The sequence below is a fragment of the Actinoplanes derwentensis genome (assembly GCF_900104725.1).
In the GTDB taxonomy this organism is placed as follows: Bacteria; Actinomycetota; Actinomycetes; order Mycobacteriales; family Micromonosporaceae; genus Actinoplanes; species Actinoplanes derwentensis.
The window spans coordinates 7166306-7181547 of record NZ_LT629758.1 but is presented as its reverse complement, the minus strand read 5'-3'; the positions used below and the strand labels follow the sequence as shown (position 1 = coordinate 7181547).

General features: G+C 69.6%; 12 protein-coding genes. 8 read left to right on the top strand and 4 right to left on the bottom strand.

Annotation, left to right across the window (positions count from 1 at the left end; genetic code table 11):
• Positions 1-80: 80 nt before the first annotated feature.
• From BLU81_RS31605 to topA, 3 genes are all read left to right on the top strand, one after another.
• Complete coding sequence (locus BLU81_RS31605) at positions 81-611, top strand: hypothetical protein (RefSeq protein ID WP_092549491.1); 531 nt, start codon at positions 81-83, stop codon at positions 609-611.
• Complete coding sequence (locus tag BLU81_RS31600) at positions 608-1384, top strand: hypothetical protein (protein ID WP_231953605.1); 777 nt, start codon at positions 608-610, stop codon at positions 1382-1384. The genes BLU81_RS31605 and BLU81_RS31600 overlap by 4 nt, the downstream gene beginning before the upstream one ends.
• 194 nt (positions 1385-1578) lie before the next feature.
• Positions 1579-4398, top strand: a complete 2820-nt coding sequence (gene topA, locus BLU81_RS31595; protein WP_092549488.1) for a type I DNA topoisomerase — start codon at positions 1579-1581, stop codon at positions 4396-4398.
• Between the two features lie 40 nt (positions 4399-4438).
• Here topA and BLU81_RS31590 read toward each other — a convergent pair whose 3' ends face one another.
• The gene (locus BLU81_RS31590) at positions 4439-5737 is read right to left on the bottom strand and encodes a D-arabinono-1,4-lactone oxidase (RefSeq protein WP_092549485.1); all 1299 of its coding nucleotides are present in this window, start codon (positions 5735-5737) and stop codon (positions 4439-4441) included.
• 176 nt (positions 5738-5913) lie between these two features.
• Here BLU81_RS31590 and BLU81_RS31585 point away from each other — a divergent pair, with 176 nt between their 5' ends.
• Positions 5914-6543, top strand: a complete 630-nt coding sequence (locus tag BLU81_RS31585) for a TetR family transcriptional regulator (protein WP_092549482.1) — start codon at positions 5914-5916, stop codon at positions 6541-6543.
• A 7-nt stretch (positions 6544-6550) separates the two neighbouring features.
• Here the strand turns inward: BLU81_RS31585 and BLU81_RS31580 are convergent, their stop codons facing one another.
• On the bottom strand, positions 6551-7756 hold the full coding sequence (locus tag BLU81_RS31580; RefSeq protein ID WP_092549479.1) for an amino acid deaminase/aldolase: 1206 nt from the start codon (positions 7754-7756) through the stop codon (positions 6551-6553).
• Between the two features lie 179 nt (positions 7757-7935).
• Here BLU81_RS31580 and tmk point away from each other — a divergent pair, with 179 nt between their 5' ends.
• Positions 7936-9960 carry a dTMP kinase gene (tmk, locus tag BLU81_RS31575; protein WP_092549476.1) on the top strand — a complete coding sequence of 675 codons (2025 nt, stop codon included), beginning with the start codon at positions 7936-7938 and terminating at the stop codon, positions 9958-9960.
• A 60-nt stretch (positions 9961-10020) separates the two neighbouring features.
• On the opposite strand, the gene BLU81_RS31570 is transcribed toward tmk, so the two are convergent.
• Positions 10021-11217 carry a DNA polymerase III subunit delta' gene (locus BLU81_RS31570; RefSeq protein ID WP_092549472.1) on the bottom strand — a complete coding sequence of 399 codons (1197 nt, stop codon included), beginning with the start codon at positions 11215-11217 and terminating at the stop codon, positions 10021-10023.
• A 385-nt stretch (positions 11218-11602) separates the two neighbouring features.
• Between BLU81_RS31570 and BLU81_RS31565 the strand changes: the two genes are divergently transcribed.
• The 3 genes from BLU81_RS31565 (at position 11603) to BLU81_RS31555 (ending at position 13164) form a co-directional block, all read left to right on the top strand.
• The gene (locus tag BLU81_RS31565) at positions 11603-11929 is read left to right on the top strand and encodes a hypothetical protein (RefSeq protein ID WP_092549470.1); all 327 of its coding nucleotides are present in this window, start codon (positions 11603-11605) and stop codon (positions 11927-11929) included.
• A gap of 1 nt (position 11930) precedes the next feature.
• Positions 11931-12227: a type VII secretion target gene (locus tag BLU81_RS31560; protein WP_092549467.1), complete on the top strand. Its 297-nt coding sequence runs from the start codon at positions 11931-11933 to the stop codon at positions 12225-12227.
• Between the two features lie 331 nt (positions 12228-12558).
• Positions 12559-13164: a hypothetical protein gene (locus tag BLU81_RS31555; RefSeq protein ID WP_092549464.1), complete on the top strand. Its 606-nt coding sequence runs from the start codon at positions 12559-12561 to the stop codon at positions 13162-13164.
• A gap of 359 nt (positions 13165-13523) precedes the next feature.
• Here the strand turns inward: BLU81_RS31555 and BLU81_RS31550 are convergent, their stop codons facing one another.
• On the bottom strand, positions 13524-15140 hold the full coding sequence (locus tag BLU81_RS31550; RefSeq protein WP_092549461.1) for a hypothetical protein: 1617 nt from the start codon (positions 15138-15140) through the stop codon (positions 13524-13526).
• Positions 15141-15242: the final 102 nt, after the last annotated feature.

Sequence of the window (15242 nt, the reverse complement as noted above, 5' to 3'; positions counted from 1 at the left end):
CACCCGGTTCGACCGGGTGCCCTTCGTTATCGCGCCATCGAGGCGTGTGAAGAGTCCGACCATAGTCGTACCCTGCTTGCATGCGTGCGGCCCGCCCGATCTCTCTCGCCCTCGTCCTCGCGCTCGCCACACCGTTGGCGGCCTGTGCCGGTAACCCCGGTGCGCATGCCTGGGCCGCACTGGTGTGCACCACTCTCAGTCCCTGGCGGGCTGAGATCGACTCTCTGACGTCCCGCACCCAGCAGCTGATGACCGCGGAGACCACGCCCGGTCAGGCGAAGGAGAACCTGGCCCGGCTCTTCGAGGGTGCCGCCACCGCGAGCGAGCAGGCGCGGGCCGGTGTGGAGCAGGCCGGGGTGCCCGACGTGACGAACGGTGAGGCCATCGCCGACGGCTTCCAGGACTCGCTGGCCGGCATCCGGGACGCCTACGGCCACGCCCGCACCGGCATCGAAGGCCTGGCCACCCGCCCCGTCGAGGGGTTCTACGCCGAGGTCGGCAAGGTCGTCGAGCAGCTCTCCACGGACTATCAGAAGAGCAGCCTGGACACGACCAACCTGGAGTCGGTCGAGCTGAGACAGGCCTTCGACTCGCTGCCCGAGTGCCGATGACCGAGACCGGCTGGCCGCTGATCCCGCGGGAGGTGCTTCCTCCGCCGGTTCCGGTGGCGAAACGTGCCGAGCGGCGTCCGGCCGGCCCGGTCGGCTCTCCGCCCGGCCGCCAGCTGTCGATGTTCGGTGCCGAGACCATCGAGCCGTCGCCTGCTGATCTGGCCGGGTTGCTGGCTGGTCCGGGGCAGTTGGGCCGGATCGGTGGCACGGCCCGGGTCTCGGTCCGGGTGGACGCGGCCTGGCGGGTCCACGTCCTGGTCGGCGAGCTGGTCGTGCGGGGTCTACGGGCCACCTGGGAGCCGGTCGAGGATCAGGAGCAGGATCACCAACAGGCCGATTCGGTACGCCCGGACGCGCCGACCGCGGAAAACGAGGCGAACGACACGTCCCCGGATACCGAAGAGGAGAAGGCGGAGGAGAAACGGCCGGTCTTCGAGGTTCGTACCGCGTACTCCCGAAGGTTGAACGGTCTTGCTCTCGCTTGGCCGGACGCCTCCGCGCAACTCTTCCTCTCCGGGCCCCGTCTGCGGCTGTGGGTGGCCGCCGCCGGAGGTCCGGCCCCGGGGGGCTACCAGCTCGGCCTGGACCCGGCCAAGGACCGTGCCGTGGTGGACGCCGCGCTGGTCCGTGCGGGTCTGGCCGGCCGAGTGTCGGATGACGGACGGCGTTATCTGATCACCGGCCGCCGGAGGTTGCGCCGGCTGGCCGAACTGGTGGGTGACCGCCCCTCGGCAGCCCCGGACGAGTTCTGGCCCGGCGGTGTGGGCGCGTGATCTTCAGTGATTGTGTCCGACATAACAGTGTCTTCCCGGTGTACGGTGTCGCGGTCAGACGCATGCGGTGTTCGGACCGTTACCATCCGACTGCGGGGTTCCCCGGGAATGTGGGCTTGTCCGGCGCGTTACGTTGAACGTCTGTGCTCCGCCGGACGGAAGCGGGGAGCGCTGAGGGTCAAATAAGGAGTGCCGTGCCGAGTGAAACCAGGACGACCCGTCTGGTCATCGTCGAGTCCCCGTCGAAGGCCAAGACGATCGCCGGTTACCTGGGCCCCGACTATCTGGTCGAGGCCTCCGTCGGCCATATCCGCGACCTACCGCGCAACGCCGACGAGGTTCCGGAGGAGTTCAAGGGCCAGCCGTGGGCTCGGCTCGGTGTCGACGTCGACAACGGCTTCCACGCCCTCTATGTGATCTCCGAGAGCCGTAAGCAGCAGGTGGCGAAGCTGAAGCGACTCGCCCGGGAGGTCGACGAGATCTTCCTCGCCACCGATGAGGACCGCGAGGGCGAGGCCATTGCCTGGCACCTGATCGAGACGATCAAGCCGAAGGTCCCGTACAAGCGGATGGTCTTCCACGAGATCACCAAGCCGGCCATCCAGGCGGCCGTGGCCAACCCGCGTGACATCGACCGTTCGCTGGTCGACGCGCAGGAGGCCCGCCGGATCCTGGACCGGTTGTACGGCTACGAGGTCAGCCCGGTCCTGTGGAAGAAGGTGATGCGCGGCCTCTCCGCTGGTCGCGTGCAGTCCGTCGCCACCCGCATCGTGGTCGAGCGCGAGCGGCAGCGGATGGCCTTCCGGACCGCGGAGTACTGGGACATCCTCGCCAACCTGTCCGTTCAGGGTCAGGTCGAGGGCCCGCGCTCGTTCAACGCCACGCTGATCGCGCTGGACGGCGACCGGATCGCCACCGGTAAGGACTTCGAGCCCACCACCGGCAAGCTCAAACCGGGGTCGAACGCGGTGCAGCTGGACGGTGACGGCGCCCGAGGGCTGGCCGCCCGTCTGGAGGGCCGCCCGTTCACGGTCACCCGGACCGAGGAGAAGCCGTACCGCCGCCGGCCGTACGCGCCGTTCATCACCTCCACGCTCCAGCAGGAAGCCGCGCGCAAGATGCGCTACTCCTCGCAGCAGACGATGCGCACCGCGCAGAGCCTGTATGAGAAGGGCTACATCACCTACATGCGTACGGACTCGGTGAACCTCTCCGAGACCGCGCTGGCCGCCGCCCGTAGGCAGATCGCCGAGCTGTACGGCGCGAACAACGTCCCGCCGCAGCCGCGGAAGTACACCACCAAGGCCAAGGGTGCCCAGGAGGCGCACGAGGCGATCCGCCCGGCCGGAGACAACTTCCGGACTCCCGGCGAGGTGGCCAAGGAGCTGAGCAGCGACGAGTTCAAGCTCTACGAGCTGATCTGGCGCCGCACCATCGCCTCGCAGATGACCGACGCGGTCGGTAACTCGATGAGCGTCCGGATCCGCGCGGTCACCGCGGCGCAGGAGGAGGCCGACTTCTCCGCCTCCGGCAAGACGATCACCGACCCCGGTTTCCTGCGGGCCTACGTGGAGTCCTCGGACGACGAGAACGCCGAGGCCGAGGACGCCGAGCGCCGCCTGCCGAACCTGGTGAAGGACCAGCCTCTGAACGCCGACCAGCTGAACGCGGCCGGTCACCACACCACGCCCCCGGCGCGGTACACCGAGGCGTCGCTGGTCAAGGCGCTGGAGGAGCTGGGCATCGGCCGCCCCTCCACCTACTCGTCGATCATGCAGACCATCCAGGACCGCGGTTACGTGGAGAAGCGCGGCCAGGCGATGATCCCGTCGTTCCTGGCGTTCGCGGTGATCGGCCTGCTCGAGGGCCACTATCCACGGCTGGTGGACTACAACTTCACCGCCGCGATGGAGGGCCAGCTCGACGACATCGCGGCCGGTGACGGCACGCAGCTGGCGTTCCTCAGCGGCTTCTACTTCGGTAGCGACGACGACGCGACCATCGAGGAGGTCGCCCGGTCCGGCGGCCTGAAGAAGATGGTCACCGAGAACCTCAGTGAGATCGACGCCCGCGAGGTCAACTCGATCCCGCTCTTCGTCGACGAAGAGAACCGGCGGGTCGTCGTCCGGGTCGGCAAGTTCGGGCCTTACCTGCAGCGCAGGGCGGTCGACGGCGGCGAGGACGCGCACGAGGACAAGGCCTCACTGCCGGAGGGCATCGCCCCCGACGAGCTGACCCCGGAACGGGTCGAGGAACTCTTCCTGGCCGGCAACGGCGACCGGGTGCTGGGCACCGACCCGGTCACCAACGACGAGGTCACCGTGAAATCGGGGCGCTTCGGGCCGTACGTCTCGGCCGGTGAGCGCAAGTCGTCGCTGTTCAAGGACCAGTCGCCGCAGACGGTCACCCTGGAGCAGGCTCTCGACCTGCTCAAGCTGCCGCGGGTGGTGGGCAAGGACGCCGAGGGCAACGAGATCGTGGCCCGCAACGGCAAGTTCGGGCCGTACATCTCCCGGGAGAAGGACTCGCGGTCGCTGGGCAGCGAGGGTCAGCTGCTGACGATCACCCTGGACGAGGCCCTGGCACTGCTCGCGCAGCCGAAGACTCGTCAGGCGCGGACCGCCAAGCCGCCGCTGCGTGAGCTGGGTGTCGACCCGGTCAGCCAGAAGCCGCTGGTGATCAAGGACGGCCGGTTCGGTTCCTACGTGACCGATGGCGAGTTCAACGCGACGCTGCGCAGCGATCAGACTCCTGAGGAGATCACTCTGGAGCAGGCCTCGCAGATGATCGCCGACAAGCGGGCGAAGGGTCCGGCGCCGAAGAAGCGGGCTCCCGCGAAGAAGGCGGCTCCGGCCAAGTCGGCGGCCACCGGCGAGAAGACCCCGGCCAAGAAGGCCGCGGTGAAGAAGACGACCGCCGCCAAGAAGACGACCGCCGCGAAGACCACCACGGCGGCCAAGAAGGCTCCGGCCAAGAAGGCCGCCCCGCGTAAGGCCACCACCGCCGCGGAGTGAGCGTGCCGGGTTCGGGTGCGGTCGGCACCCGAACCCGGTTTCAGCTGCCCAGCACGCGCTTCAGGTAGTCGTTGGTGAACATCCGCTGCGGGTCGAGGCGGTCCCGGACGGCCAGGAAGTCGTCGAAGCGAGGGTAGACCGGGCGCAGCGACTCGGCGTCCCGATAGTGCAGCTTGCCCCAGTGCGGCCGGCCGCCGAGCCCGGCGCAGACGGCTTCGAAGGCCCGGAAGTAGGGCTCGTAGGGGACACCGAAGTACTGGTGCACCGCGATGTAGGCGGACTCCCGGCCGTACCCGTGGGACAGCCACAGGTCGTCCGGGCCGGTGAACCGGACCTCGACCGGGAACTGCACCTTGAACGGCAGCTCCTCGAAGATCCGGTCGAGCGCGCCGAGGACTTCGGGGAGGGCGGGGCGCGGTACCTCGTACTCCATCTCGGTGAATTTGACCTTGCGCTGGGAGCAGAAGACCTCGTGCGACCGGCCGGTGTAGGTCCGTGCGCTGAGGGCCCGTGCCGAGATGCCGTTGAGAGTGGGGACGGTTCCGGGGATCCTCCGGCCCAGTGCACAGACGCCCTGCCAGACGGTGTTGGAGAGGAAGTCGTCGTCGAGCCAGCTCCGGAACTTCGACAGCGGCCGGTCGTCCTCGTCCACCCGTTTGTTGATCTTCAAAGAGGCCCGGTCGGTGTACGGGTACCAGAAGAACTCGACATGTTCGTTCGCCGGCAGCCAATCGTCGAGCCCGGCCAGCACGTCCGGCAGTGACATCGGCCGCTCGTCGGCGAGCAGGGTGAACGCGGGCACACACCGGAGGGTGACCTCGACGATCACGCCGAGCGCCCCGAGCCCGAGCCGCACCGCCCCGAACTCGGGGGAGTCCGCGGTGTAACGCTCGATCTGCCCGGCTGCGGTGACCACGGTCAGCGCCTCGACGCAGGACGCCAGGGTGCCGTGCTCGAGGCCGGTGCCGTGTGTTCCGGTGGAGACGGCACCGGCCACGGTCTGTGCGTCGATGTCACCGAGATTGGGCATAGCCAGATCGTGCTCGGCGAGCACCCGGTTCAGTGCGGACAGCGTCATTCCGGCCTGGACGGTCACCAGCGGACCGTCGACGCTGATCAGGTGGCTGAGGCGGTGCACGTGCATGCGCTGATCGTCAGCGACCGCAATGGAGGTGAACGAGTGGCCGCTACCGACCACCTTGACCCGCCGGCCGTCCTCGGCGGCCCGGCTCAATGCGGCGGCGACCTCGTCGACATTGCCGGGTGTCAGGACATCGGCGACAGACTCCTGGTTCAGGCCCCAGTTGGTCCACCGACGGGAATTAACGGGTGTAGTCATTCTGGCCTTTGTCCTCCGTCCGAGCGGACACCGGTACCCGGCGTCCCGTCGATGCCCCTCGCTCGTTGATCCGAGTAACGTTCGATTTAACGATGAGATTTATTCACGACGGTGAACATTTTCCTTGCGAGCTCCGGTCGTGAACGGATCTCTTTGCTGAGAGGGAGTGGCGACGCGTGTCGACACCAACCGTCAGTACCGGACCGCTGCGGCGGGTTCCGGTGCAGGGCAGAAGCGTTGCCCGGGTGCAGCGCATGCTCGACGCCTGTGCTGAGCTGGTCGACGAGGTCGGTTATGAGGGCCTGACCACCACGCTGCTCGCCGAGCGCGCTGAAGTCGCGATCGGTTCGGTCTACCAGTTCTTCCCGGATAAACGGGCCATCGTCCAGGCGCTCGCACTGCGCAACATGGACGCGTACCTGCAAAGCCTGTCCGACCGATTCGCCAGCGAGATCTTCACCCATTGGTGGGACGCGGTCGACGCTGCGATCGACGCCTACATCCACATGCACCGCAGTGTGCCGGGTTTCCGGACGCTGCATTTCGGTGATGTGGTCGACCTGCACCTGCTCGACTCCGACCGGGACAACAACGCGGTCATCGCCGAGCGCCTGGCCGAACTGCTGATCGAGCAGTTCAAACTGGCCGACCGGGGCCGTCTGCGGTTCGCGCTGCAGATCTCGGTGGAGGCGGCGGACGCGCTGATCAAGCTGGCGTTCCGCCGCGACTCCACCGGTGACGAGGCGGTCCTCACCGAGGCCAAAGCCCTGATAAGGGAATACCTGCACCGGCACGTGTCGGCCTGAGGTCTCGTCACCCCAGAAAGGCACGGCCTTCTCCACGGTACGTGGGGGCCGGCGCGGCTGTCTCGCCGTTGACCAGTTGCAACTCGTTGACGTGCTCGCACAGCTCGCCGGCCTTGGCATGCCGGAACCACACCCGGTCGCCGGGGCGCAGTCCCTCGGCGGCCGCGCCCACCAGCGGGGTCTGCACCTCACCGGCGCCCTCGTCAGCCTTGTAACTCAGGCCCTCGGGCAGCCACGGCGTCGGCAGGCGGGAATCCTCGGCGGTGCCGGACGCGATCCAGCCGCCGCCGAGGACGGTCGCGATCCGCGGAGCCGGCCGGCGCACCACCGACAGGGCGAAGAACGCCGCCGGAGTTGGCCGCCAGTCGCGGTAACCGTCGAAGAGTGTCGGCCCGTAGAGCCCGGAGCCCGCGGCGACCTCGGTGACCGCGGGATCGGCGCTGGTCGCGGCGACACTGCCGGTCCCGCCGCCGTTGACGAACTCCAGATCGGCGTGTTCCCGGACGGCCCGTACCGCTGCGGCCCGGCGTGCCAGCAGCTCGGGCAGGGCCCGCTTCTGCATCAGGCGGATCGCCCGGGCCCGTAGCGGCTGGCCGGGCGGGTCGTCGCCGACCCCGGCGATGTGCGCCTCGTAACACATCACGCCGACCAGTCGGAACCCGTCGCGCGCGGCTAAGGTCCGGGCCAGGGCACCGGCCTGGGCGGCCGAGTGGACCGGGGAGCGGCGCACCCCGATGTACAGCGGGCCGGCCGGGCGCCAGGCCGCATCAAGATCAATGCACAGTCGTACGGCCGGACGGGCGCTAGGGTCCACCACCAGGTCGATCAGGTCGAGCTGCGCCGGATGGTCCACCATCAGAGTGATCGCCGCCGCGAGTCCGGCGTCGGCGGCCAGTTCGGCGAGCGCCGTCCGGTCCACCGTCGGGTACGCCACCAGCACGTCATCGGTCACACCCGTGCGGACCAGCCAGATCGCCTCGGGCAGCGTGTAGGCCATCACCCCGTGCCAGCCGGGCCGGCTCAGCACCCGTTCCAGCAGGGTCCGGCACCGGATCGACTTGCTCGCCACCCGGAGTGGTTTGCCGCCGGCCCGGGCGGCCAGTCGATCTGCGTTGTCGTCGAAGGCGGCCAGGTCGACCACCGCAACGGGGGTCTCCAGATCGCCGGTGGCTTTGTCGAGTCGCTCGCGCAGGGACGTGCGGTCAGGGAGCACGGGAGCACGTTATCCCGTGAGGTGGATAACACGAAAGACATTCATCTCTGCTTTACCCGATCGTGGCTGCCCCGCGCCTTCCGGGGTGGCCGGTTACAGTGCTCCGAGCAGTGACCACGGGAGGTAGGGCCATCAGTACGGACAAGCAGCAGGACCCGGGGCCCGTCGACCTCAGTGGGATGGCGGCGCTTCGCTCGGTTCTGCGCCTACGCGGCTTCCGGAGGCTCTGGCTGGTCCTCGCGGCCGCCTCCTTCGGTGACTGGATCGGCATCCTCGCCACCGCGCTCTTCGCATCCGCCCAGTTCGAGAACACCGCGGCCCAGGGCGCCGCGTTCGGTGGCACCATCGCCGTGCGCCTGCTCCCGGCCCTGGTCCTCGGCCCGATCGCGGGAGTGCTCGCCGACCGGTTCGACCGCCGCTACACGATGGTGATCGTCGACCTGCTGCGGTTCGTCATCTACGGCTCGATCCCGCTCGCCCCGGTCTTCGGCGCCACCCCGGCCCAGACCGTCGCCTGGGCCACCATCGCCACCCTCATCGGCGAGGCGATCACGCTGATCTGGATCCCGGCCAAGGAGGCCGCGGTCCCGAACCTGATCCCCAAGTCGCAGATCGAGGTCTCCAACCAGCTCACCCTGGTCACCACGTACGGCATCACGCCGATCCTCGCCGCCCTGACACTCTCCGCGCTGACCGCCGGACTCCAGCAGTCCGGTGTCTCCCTGCCGGACTGGGCGCAGCCGGTGCAGATCGCCCTCTACATCAACGCGCTCTCCCGCCTGGCCACCGCGATCGTCGTCTTCTTCGGCATCAAGGAGATCGGCGGCAAGAGCGAGGAGCGCAAGCGCGCCGCCGAAGAACAGAGCATGACCCGCCAGTTCCTCGACGGGTGGAAATACCTCGGCAGCACCCCGCTGGTCCGCGGCCTGGTGGTCGGCATCTTCGGAGCGTTCGCCGCCGGTGGCGTGGTGATCGGCGCGGCCCGCACCTTCGCCTACTCGCTGGGTGCCGGTGAGGCCGCGTTCTCCCTGCTCTTCGGCTTCATCTTCATGGGCCTGGCACTCGGCATCGGCCTCGGCCCGATGATCGTCAAGGACCTGTCCCGGCGGCGCTGGTTCGGCATGAGCATCGTGCTGGCCAGCGGATCGGTGATGTTCCTCGGCTTCGCGTTCCACCTGTCGATGGCCCTGGTCGGGGCGCTGCTCGTCGGTGCCGGTGCGGGCATGGCGTTCCTGGCCGGGACCACCCTGCTGTACGGGGAGATCGAGGACGCCGTCCGCGGCCGGGTCTTCGCCGTCGTGCAGATCGGCGTCCGGACCGTGCTCCTGCTGGCCATCACAGTGGCCGGCGTGCTCGTCGGTTTCGGCAGCTCCCGCCGGGTCCACCTGGGCCCGCTCGCCTTCGACGTGTCGTCCACCCGGGTGCTGCTGCTGGTGGCCGGTGCGATCGGCATCTGGGTGGGCATCGGGGCGTTCCGCCAGATGGACGACAAGAAGGGCGTGCCGGTCCTCGCCGACCTGTTCGGCTCGCTGCGCGGGCGCCCGCTCTCCCCGCCCGAGGAATTCGTCCGCTCCGGAGTCTTCGTGGTCTTCGAAGGCGGCGAGGGAGCCGGCAAGTCGACCCAGGTCACCCGGCTCGCCGAAGCACTCAAAGCAGAGGGCCGCGACGTCGTCGTCACCCGCGAACCCGGCGCCACCGACGTCGGCGCCCGAATCCGCGGGCTGGTGCTGGACAAGTCCGAGACCCCGTCGGCCCGGGCCGAGGCGCTGCTCTACGCCGCCGACCGGGCCCACCACGTCGCCACCGTGGTCCGGCCCGCCCTCAGCCGGGGCGCCGTCGTGATCAGTGACCGCTACATCGACTCGTCGCTGGCCTACCAGGGCGCTGGGCGCACCCTGCCGGTCCAGGAGATCTCCTGGCTGTCCGCGTGGGCCACCGGCGGGCTCAAACCCGACCTGGTCGTCCTGCTCGACGTCGACCCCGGCGTGGGCCTGACCCGGGTGGACTCCCGGGGCGAGGGCGCCGACCGCCTGGAGAGCGAGTCCCAGGCCTTCCACGAGCGGGTTCGGTACGCCTTCCTCGACCTGGCCGCCACCGACCCCAAGCGGTACCTGGTCCTGGACGCGTCCCGGCCCCTCGACGAGATCTCCGAAGCGGTCACCCTCCGCCTCGCCGGCGTACTGGATCCGGTCGAGGTCAGCTGAGTCTCAGCCGGGTCGAGGACGGCGGTCATCTCACGGCTGGTCGCCGAAACTATCGAGACTTCATCCTCGCCAGAGCGTGACCATCATCGCCTCTAGGGCGACCTGCGGTTTCACGTTGCGGTCGATCGAATCACGGCAGGCCAGCACCGCCTCCAGGCGACGCAACGTGCTCTCCGGCGCCCACTTCTCCGCCGCGGCCGACGTCACTGCCGCCAGATCGCCGTGCACCATCGCCACCGGCGCCCGCATCGAGGTGACCAGCACGTCCCGGTAGAAACCGACCAGATCCTGAAGCGCCCGGTCGATCGCGTCGCGCTGCGCCCGGGTAGCCCGCGCCTTCTGGTTCCGCTCCAGCTCCTTCAACTGGCCGGCCGCACCGCGCATCGCCGACGTCGCACCCCGGCCGGTGCCGCCCGCGCCCAGCGCCCGCTCCAGCGCGGACCGCTCCGCCACGTCCAGATCGGCCACCGCGCTCGCCGCCTCCAGCTTGGTGGCCGCCTCCAGCTTCGTCGCCGCCTCGAAACACGCCCCGATGTTGGTCAGCCGGCGCGGCACACCGAGCACCTCGTCCCGGCGACCACGGGACTCCGGATCCGCCGCGAGCTGCCGGGCCCGCTCCAGATCACCCTGCGCGGCGGCCGCCGCCCAGCCGGCCTGCTCCGGAACCATGCCGTGCCGGCGCACCAGGAACTCACTCAAAGCCGCCGCCGATGGCTGGATCATCGACACCAGGCGGCACCGGGACCGGATCGTCACCATGATGTCGTCCGGGTGCACCGACGGAGTGCACAGCAGGAAGACCGTCCGCGGCGACGGCTCCTCGATGGCCTTGAGCAGCGCGTTGCTGGCCCGCTCGCCGAGCCGGTCGGCGTCCTCCACGATGACGACCTGCCAGCGGCTGCCGGACGGGGCGCTGGCCGACCGCAACACCAGCATCCTGGTCTCCTTGACCCCGATGCTGAGCCCTTCGGTGGCCACCACGTGCACGTCAGCGTGCGTACCGACCATCGTCGTGTGACACCCGTGGCACTCGCCGCAGCCGATGCCGTCCCGCTCACACTGCAACGCGGCCGCGAAAGCCCGCGCCGCGACCGCTCGCCGGGCCCCCGGCGGACCGGTGAAGATCCAGGCGTGGGTCATCCCACCCGGATCCGGGTCACCGGCCATGGTGCGGGCGGCCGCTGCCGCGGCCCGGCGCAGGATCCGGACCGGTTCGTCCTGGCCCACCAGATCCGAGAAGACATCTTGGGGACTCACCGGACGATCGTATATCTGGGGCCCGAGCCCCAGACCCCGCGTCACGGCCGGTTCCGGGCCGACGCCGCTCACGGCTTACCCCGCGCGTCGCGTCCAGGCTCGTGTCTCCGGTTCCGGCCGTTCCGTCCTTCGCGTCTGACCTCGCCCCTCGGGTCGGAGCTGGTCCTGGTCGGTACCGCCTGCTCCTGCTTTTGTGGGCTCAGCTTGCCCCCGGCCCTCTATTTCGACTACTGAAAGTAATACTTCGATGGAAGCGGTATCGCTCTCCGTGTTGATTGACGACGTTATCCACAGAGGGCTGTCGGCCGTAGCGGGACGATGACCGGAGCGGGTACGGTCTCAACCCGGAACGCGACGGTGGCATGACGCGCGGTGAGGAGCCTGAATGGCCCGCGAGATCGACGAGGCGTGGATCGACGAGGCGATCGACCGATATCGGCGCATCGAAGACCTGCACGCCGACTTCGGTGCAGCGGTGGCCGCCCACACCGTCTCGGTGCACTCGCCGGACCAGTCGATCGAGGTGGTCGTGACCGCCGCGGGAGACATCGTGGACATCAAGATGCACGGTGGCCTGCGTCATCGCGAGCCGGCCGAGTTCGCCCGGGAGATGCGTTCCGTGGTGACCAGCGCCGCCGAAGCCGCCCGTTGGGCCAGGGAGAAACTGCACGGTGAGGTGTTCGGATCGTTCCGCACCCTGGAAGGACACTGACGTGGATCGACTCGCCGACCAGATCGACCATGCCGCAAAGGCACTGGCCACCGTGGACCGTCGCGTCCCAGATCTGGTTCCGGTCGCCGCCGACTTCGGCGCCGCCGACGCCGGTCGCCCGGGCCGCATCGGCCGCGCCCTGTTCGCCGGCTGGTCCGCGGTCCTGGCAGCCCGCGCCCGGGAGGCCGCCGACGCCTCCACCCACCTGACCGAGATGGCCGAGTCCGTCCGGGTCAGCGCTCACGCCTACACCGAAACCGACGACCTGGTCCGCCGACGTTTCCAGAGGGGTCTCTGATGCCCTCCGGCGCCCCGTCCTCGTCCGCTTCCGCATCCCCGCACCCGATGGCCGGTCTCCGTGGCCCCGGTGACGTGTGGTTACCTGCAAGGCGTCCGCCCACCGGATCCGGTCTTGTCGACCGGGTGCCAGGCCACTTTCAGCTCACCGCAAGCGGCCGGTTGCCGCGCCCTTCTCGGCTTACCGTCGGCGGCCTAGCGATCGGCCGCTTTCGGCTTGCCGTCGGCGGAGTGATCGGTCGCCTTCGGCTTGCCGTTGGTGGTCGGGTGATGGGCCGTTTTCCGCTCATTGTCGGCGGCCGGGCGATGGGCTGTCTTCTGCGAGGATTGTGATGGACCGGCTCGATCAACTGTTGACTGTGGCGAACCCGCTGCTCACCCGGGTCGACGACGTGCTCTCGACGGTCGGCGCGCCCGGCGGGCACGACGTCTGGGCCGAACTGCGGCGGGTGCGACTGCTGCCCGGTGACGCCGCGCGTGCGGTCGCCGGGCTACGGCCGACGGCCATTCTGGACTCGGTTCCGGAGTTGCGGGCCGACGCCCGGGCCTACGCCGACCTGGCCGACGCTCTGCCGCTGCCGGGGGAGTGGTCCGGGGCGGCCGCCGACGCCTACGAGCAGGCCCGGCGCAGCACGGCCGAACGACTGCACGGCGGCCCCGACAGCCTCGGCGAGCGGATGGAAGCGACCGCCGACCTGGCCGACGCCCTGACCGGCTGGATGCTCGGCGCCCGTGCCGACCTCGCGGAATCCCTCGCCGAGGTCTGCCTGACCACCGAGGCCCTGACCCTCACCGGCAGCGCACACCCGCCCGGCCAGGAAGCGGGCGCCGCCGCGGCCATCGGGGCGATCCTGCTCCGCACGGTCGCCGACAGCTACGACCGGGCCGAAGACCTCCTCGACGACTACGTCCGCCTGCAGAACCCACTACCGGTCTGACGAACGGCCTGCGAACGGCGAGCCTAGGACCGTTCGCCCGACGCGATGGACCCGCGCCACTGCCCGGCGAACCGCTTGGTCGAACCCCCTGCCTTGTCTGGCGACCACCGGCCAAACCCACTGCTCTGTCTGGCGAACCTCCTGCAGCACCCGGCGCCGTCAGACGACCTGCCCGCCAGCCGGTTATGTCCGATGTGGCGTATGGCGCTCTCGTTGTGTGGCACCGGACGAGTGAATCTGGACTGGATTTCGAAGGCGCCAGGTCAAACGGTTCGGGAAGCCGCCGGCCGCGACCAGCAGGGAAGGCGAGGCGGTCGTAGCAACTGCGGGAGGCGCCGCCCAGGGCTCAGTTTTGCTGTTCAGGGCTGCCGACGTCGGCGGCGGGAAGTCGTGACCACGGCGCAGACGCCGCCGATGACCAGGGCCGCCCCAGCGATCAGCAGGGACGCCACCCGCGGGCCGGTGATCGGGAGGCCGGAATCGCCGGTGCCGGTTCCGACCGCGGTGCCGGGACCGGCACCGGCTCCCGACCCGGCACCGGGCGCGCCAGTACCAGTGCCGCCGCCAGTGGTGCCACCGCCGGTGGAGCCGCCGCCGGTGGTGCCACCCCCGGATGTGCCGGGAGCGACGGCTGCGGCCTGGAGCATGCCGATTCCCAGGTCGGCGACCACACCGGACGGTTTGCTGTCGGTTGTCGTGTCGTTGCGGATCACGGTCACCCGGATCGCGGTGGCTGCGGCGGCGATCGCGGCGCCGTCGGTTGCCTGGCGTACCGCGCCCAGCGAGATCCGCATGACGGAGCCGTCGGTTCCGGTGGGGATGGGGCTGTTCTCGGTCTCGCTGAGAACCGGCAGGCCCGGAACGGTCGGCAACGGCAGTCCACCGATCGGCACTAGCGGGGCCGGCGTCGATTCCAACGGGCGAAGCTCATCACTCAACGTAATGTCAACGTACTCACCGGCTGTGTCCAGGCGTGCTTGTTTGCCGCTGCGGCTGATGATCTCCACGATCGCCGGCCGGTAGTCGACCCGGCTCTTTCCGCCCGCGGTGACCGTGAGCTGGGGTGAGCGCAGTACCCGGATCCGCACCTCGTTGTCGACCAGGCTGATCCGGCCCGCGGTGATGCTCGCCGTCGCGACGCTCTGCGAGGTTCCGGCCCGTCGGCGCAGGGCGGTGCCGCTCCGGCTGGAGATCTTCTCCGGTACCCGGATCAGCGCCCCGTTCCCGGCTCCGGTGATCGCGACCCGGCTGATCTCGGCGCTAGCCGTGGACACCGGCCCCTCGACCGATCCGCATTCCATGCCGGCTTTCCACACCGCTCGGGCGCTCAGGGCACCCGCGCCGACGTTGAGCGGCCCGTACCGCTGCGGTCCGGTTCGTCGTTCGCTCGCCTTGGGCTGTACCGGCGGCGCCTGCTGCACGACCAACTCGTTGCGGGCGGCGGATCCGGCGACCTTGCCGTTCAGGACGCGGGCGGCTCCGGCCGAGCTGACCGGAGCGCCGGCGATGAGCACACTTCGCGCGTTCCCGAGCCCGACGTCACTGACGGCCTCCTGCGGCGCCCCGCCACCCTGCCCGCCGGTCGCCTTCTCCTGAACGGCCCGAGGCTGTGCGGGCCGCGGCCGAGGCGGACGAGGCTGCGCGGGCGTCTCGGAGTCGTCGGCGTCATCAGGATCAACAGAAGAATCGACGTCATCGGGACCGACAGGGGCAGGATCGGAATCGTCGGCCTGATCAGGCTCGGAATCAGCGCCTTTGTCCCCCGTACCGGCGGATGATTTGGTCCTGGAATCGGCGATGCGGCCACCCGGTTTCAGGTCGAGCCGGTCGATGCGGAGAAGTTCCGCCCCGGACTGTGCGGCGTAGCGTTCGGCCCTTGCGCAGCCGGGTGCGGCGAGGGCGGGCAGGGGAGCGGTCAGCGTGCCCGCGAACCCGAGCGCTACGACACTGGCGGCCACTGACCGGGCGGGTGCCATGGCAGGTCCTTTCAAGCCGGGGATGCTTACGGGACTGGCCAACGACAGTCGATGGGGACAGTTTCGCTGCATCTATGCGACAACCCTCGCGGGTAGGTCAAA

Coding starts and splice junctions, on each gene's coding strand:
- BLU81_RS31605 (WP_092549491.1), top strand. CDS start 81: ATGCGTGCGGCCCGCCCGATCTCTCTCGCCCTCGTCCTCGCGCTCGCC.
- BLU81_RS31600 (WP_231953605.1), top strand. CDS start 608: ATGACCGAGACCGGCTGGCCGCTGATCCCGCGGGAGGTGCTTCCTCCG.
- BLU81_RS31590 (WP_092549485.1), bottom strand. CDS start 5,737: ATGACTACACCCGTTAATTCCCGTCGGTGGACCAACTGGGGCCTGAAC.
- tmk (WP_092549476.1), top strand. CDS start 7,936: ATGGCGGCGCTTCGCTCGGTTCTGCGCCTACGCGGCTTCCGGAGGCTC.
- BLU81_RS31565 (WP_092549470.1), top strand. CDS start 11,603: ATGGCCCGCGAGATCGACGAGGCGTGGATCGACGAGGCGATCGACCGA.
- BLU81_RS31555 (WP_092549464.1), top strand. CDS start 12,559: ATGGACCGGCTCGATCAACTGTTGACTGTGGCGAACCCGCTGCTCACC.
- BLU81_RS31550 (WP_092549461.1), bottom strand. CDS start 15,140: ATGGCACCCGCCCGGTCAGTGGCCGCCAGTGTCGTAGCGCTCGGGTTC.